The following is a 3,118-nucleotide window of genomic DNA, read 5'->3' on the forward strand; positions in this document are numbered from 1 at the left end:
CACCAATGGCAATGGTTTCAAAAAGCTGACGGTTTAAATCCGCGCCTACAGATTCAAATATCGTAGAGGTGTAGTTGAAGACCACATTGATTCCGCAGAACTGTTGGAATATGGCGAGAATAACCCCAACCACTACGGCCGGGCGTACACTTTTCTCAAACACATCTTTGTAATTTTGTTTTTTAGGGCTGCCTTCCAGTGATTTATGAATGGCCGTTAAGGTGGTTTCCACAAAAGAGGCCGAACCAATCTTATTTAGAACCTGTTTGGCTTTTTCCTGCTGACCATCTTTCAATAACCACCTCGGGCTTTCGGGCAACCAAATTACCCCTATAAGGAAAATGGTGGATGGAATAGCCCCGAGACCGAACATCCATCTCCAGGCATCAGGGCCGGTATCGGCCAGGAAATAATTGGCCATATTGGTTACCAATATTCCAATCACTACGGTTAACTGGTTAATCGCGACATTTCTTCCTCTAACCTTTGCCGGAGAAACTTCTGCGATGTACATGGGGCATAACATGGAGGCCATGCCCACTCCAATGCCCGCGATAAACCTCATTACGATAAAAAAGGATAGGCCAAAGGATAGTGCAATTCCAATGGACGAGACTGCAAATATCACTGCGGCAAGCATTAAACCCGGCCTTCTTCCATATTTGTCGGCAAGTTTACCGGCGATCAGGCAACCTACAATACAACCAAGGGCAAGTGAACCTGTCAGAAAGCCTTCCCACAGGGAATCGAGCATAAATTGAGGCCGCAAAAAAGGTAGGGCACCAGAAATCACTGCAAAATCAAATCCGAACAGATAGCCGCCAAGTGCAGATATAAAGGAGATGCCAATAATATACCGGCTGTTAAATGTGATGGATTTTTCGCTCATATAGTTTGGTCTTGGGTGTCAAATTTGAGATGAATATATTGTTTATACTGTTCTCCCGGTTCAAGTATGGTGGAGGGAAATTGTTGATGGTTGGGGCTATCCGGAAAAAACTGGCATTCCAGGCATAAGCCATCAAAAGGTTTGTAGGATTGCTCCAGGTAATCACCGGTATAGAGCATAAGCCCCGGATAGGAGGTGCTAATTTCCATCCGGCGGCCAGAACCGGGGTGTGATAATACCGCTACTGTATCGTCTTGTCTGGAATGGTCAAACACGTAAAAGGTATTGAAACCCTTCAGCCTGGCGTTGACCAGACAATCTCCAATCGTTTGGCCATTGAAAGTTACAGGACCTGAAGGAATGATCTGACCCGTTGGAATATAATCTGCTGTACTTTCTAAAACCTTTTTTGAGGCGATTTTTAACTGGTGGTCAAATATTCCGGTGGCTTCATGATTTAAATTGAAATACGCATGATTGGTGAAATTGACAAAGGTTTTCTGATCTGTTTCTGCTGTATATTGAATCTGGAGCTGGTTGTCTTCCGTAAATGAGTAAGTCACAGCGAAACTCAAATTGCCAGGATAACCGCCCTCGCCATCCGGGCTGGTTAAATGAAAATGAAGTTCATCGTTCTGGATATTAAACTCGAATACTTTGGCATGGAATCCATGTATCCCGCTGTGGTTTGTATTTTCTCCATCATTCTTTTCCAGATTAAAGGTCTTTCCATCGATATCAAAACGCGCGTTTGCAATGCGGTTGGCGAAGCGTCCTATTGTAGAACCTATATAACAACGATCTTCCAGGTAAGCTTCAAAACTGTCAAAACCCAAAATGACATTTCTCAGTTTGCCGGAAGCATCGGGAACTACAATGGAAACCAATGTGGCCCCATAATTAGTAAGTTCAACGAAGGCGCCATTTTCGTTCTGTATTTTAAAAAGGAAGACATCCTTTCCGATAGGATTCCCCCAATGTTTATAGGTGATTTTGTTGCTGATCATATTTCCTGTTCATACCTGGATACTTGGTTAATGTAAACCTATCTCAAAACCAGTTCAAAAAAAATAGTCGTTTTTATGAAGATGATGGATTTTATTCTGATTCTTATAAGTTTGTGTTATGAAAGCAAATGATTTTAGAAAAAGGGAGGGATTCAATGGCCAGAAGCTTATTGTACTTCCCAAAAAGATTATCAATGACTTTTTAAACAGTGATGCCATTACCAGGCAATTGCACATTACAGACATCGGTTATTATCCAAAAGCCCGGTTTCACTATGCGGAGCGCAATGCGGGTATAGGACAACACATCCTTATTTATTGCCTGGAAGGCTTTGGCTGGGTGGAAATAAATAAAGAAAGAATAGAAATAGGGCCTTCTGAATTTGTAGTGATCCCTAAAAATTCTTCTCACAGATACGGGGCGAGTGAACATAAACCATGGACAATTTATTGGATTCATTTCAAAGGTGAGCTGGCAGGATATATTGTTGAACTCATTTTAAAAAATGCGGCTAATTTTCAGCCCAAACTGGCTTATAACGAAGAGCGGATTGCCTTGTTTGATGATATTTATCATACGCTTGAAATGGGGTACAGCAGTGATGCCTTGCGTTATGTAAGTATGACCTTTTCTCATTTTTTATCCTCTTTGATGTACGAAAGAAAGTTTACGAATCCTGATCATAAAACTGAAGAGGATATCGTGGAGCGCAGTGTGGGGTTTATGAAAGAGAAGATCCAGACTTCTGTTACCCTTTCTGAGCTTGCAGAGTTTTCGAGGCTATCGGTTTCTCATTTTTCTTCGATATTTAAGGCTAAAACGGGTTACTCGCCGATAGAGTATTTTAATCATTTAAAGATTCAGCATGCCTGTCAGTATTTGTCGTTTACAGACATGTCTGTGAAACAAGTAGCCATTACGCTGGGCATTCATGACCCTTATTATTTTACCAGAATGTTTACCCGTTTAATGGGGGTATCGCCTACGGCATATAGAAAGAAGCAAGAGCATGCATTTTGAAAAATTATGAATGACAGGTTGTTACCTATTTCCTGGATATGATTTCATAACTTGGTGATAATTTAATTAACGCTTATGAATCTGATCGCAACCAATAAAATAGCAAGTTATATAGAACAACACCCTGAAGCTCGAGTACCCTTGCTAACCTGGCTCAAAGAATTCCCATACCAACAAGCGAGATGGGACTCTCTTGACCAT

At 41.5% G+C, this 3,118-nt stretch carries 3 protein-coding genes; 1 reads left to right on the plus strand and 2 read right to left on the minus strand.

Features of this window, described 5'->3' with window-relative positions; all coding sequences use genetic code 11:
• On the minus strand, positions 1-889 hold an 889-nt coding region (locus VNZ46_RS09720; protein WP_325559957.1), incomplete at its 3' end, for a sugar porter family MFS transporter.
• Positions 886-1,896: an aldose epimerase family protein gene (locus VNZ46_RS09725; protein ID WP_325559958.1), complete on the minus strand. Its 1,011-nt coding sequence runs from the start codon at positions 1,894-1,896 to the stop codon at positions 886-888. The genes VNZ46_RS09725 and VNZ46_RS09720, both read right to left, overlap by 4 nt.
• A gap of 118 nt (positions 1,897-2,014) precedes the next feature.
• Between VNZ46_RS09725 and VNZ46_RS09730 the strand changes: the two genes are divergently transcribed.
• Complete coding sequence (locus VNZ46_RS09730) at positions 2,015-2,917, plus strand: AraC family transcriptional regulator (RefSeq protein WP_325559959.1); 903 nt, start codon at positions 2,015-2,017, stop codon at positions 2,915-2,917.
• The last annotated feature ends 201 nt before the right edge of the window (positions 2,918-3,118 follow it).

This window comes from Pedobacter sp., from assembly GCF_035566355.1.
GTDB lineage: Bacteria > Bacteroidota > Bacteroidia > Sphingobacteriales > Sphingobacteriaceae > Pedobacter.

Bases quoted from the DNA above. Each gene is read 5' to 3' on its own strand.
- VNZ46_RS09725 (WP_325559958.1), bottom strand. From the start codon at position 1,896: ATGATCAGCAACAAAATCACCTATAAACATTGGGGGAATCCTATCGGA.
- VNZ46_RS09730 (WP_325559959.1), top strand. From the start codon at position 2,015: ATGAAAGCAAATGATTTTAGAAAAAGGGAGGGATTCAATGGCCAGAAG.